This window comes from Microbacterium sp. VKM Ac-2923 (assembly GCF_022815605.1).
GTDB lineage: Bacteria > Actinomycetota > Actinomycetes > Actinomycetales > Microbacteriaceae > Microbacterium.
The window spans coordinates 1-926 of record NZ_JALGRP010000030.1 but is presented as its reverse complement, the minus strand read 5'-3'; the positions used below and the strand labels follow the sequence as shown (position 1 = coordinate 926).

Annotated in this window: 1 protein-coding gene; it reads right to left on the bottom strand. The window is 65.7% G+C overall.

Annotated features, from left to right (window positions below):
* On the bottom strand, positions 1 to 813 hold an 813-nt coding region (locus MT347_RS18000; RefSeq protein WP_243502732.1), incomplete at its 3' end, for an IS3 family transposase.
* Positions 814 to 926 lie beyond the last annotated feature (113 nt).

Below are 926 nucleotides of genomic sequence, written 5' to 3'. Positions count from 1 at the left end.
GTTCCACCACCACACGTACTCGAGGGTCGCGAGCTCGACCTGCTCGACGGTTCGCCAGGGGCCGCGCTGACGGATCAGTTCGGTCTTGTAGAGGCCATTCACGGCCTCAGCGAGGGCGTTATCGAACGAGTCGCCGACGGTCCCGGTGGAGGGGACAGCGCCGAGTTCGACGATCCACTCGGTGTAGACCATCGCGGTGTAGTTCGACCCGTGATCGGCGTGATGGACCAGCCCATCGAGTCGGCCGCCGACGTTCCAGGCGGCCATATCGAGCGCCTGCATCGGAAGGATCTCCGACCGCAGCGTCGACGCGACGTTCCAGCCCACGATGCGACGCGAATAGACATCGGTAACGAACGCGACGTAAGCGAACCCCGACCACGTTGCGACGTAGGTCACGTCACAAACCCAGAGCCGCCGCGGCGCCGGCGCCGTGAAGCGGCGGTTGACGAGATCACTCGGCAGCACGGTCGTCTTGTCCGAGCGGGTAGTGAACACACGCTTCGACTTCCGGACGCCTCGGACCCCGGCCAGGCGCATGAGGCGTTCGGTCTGGTCGCGGCCGATGTCCCACCCTTGCCGACGCATCAGTGCATGCATCTTCCGGCGGCCGTAGACGCCGTAGTTCTCCGCATGCAGCCTGGCGACCTCCGGGACGAGCAGCTCATCCTGCAGCTGGCGGGCGGACGGCACACGGCCGATGGCGGCGCGGTAGCCGCGGGAGGTGAGGAACCCTTGAACTGCCGGGCGCAACACCCGGCAGATGAGCTCGACCCCGAAACGATCCCGGTACTCGGTGATGAACCGGATCATCTCGGTCAGGGGCGGTCGAGCTCCTTCGCGAAAAACACGCTCGCAGCCTTGAGGATCTCGTTCGCCTTCCGCAACTCCGAGACCTCCTTCTGCAACCGCTTTATCTCCGCCGC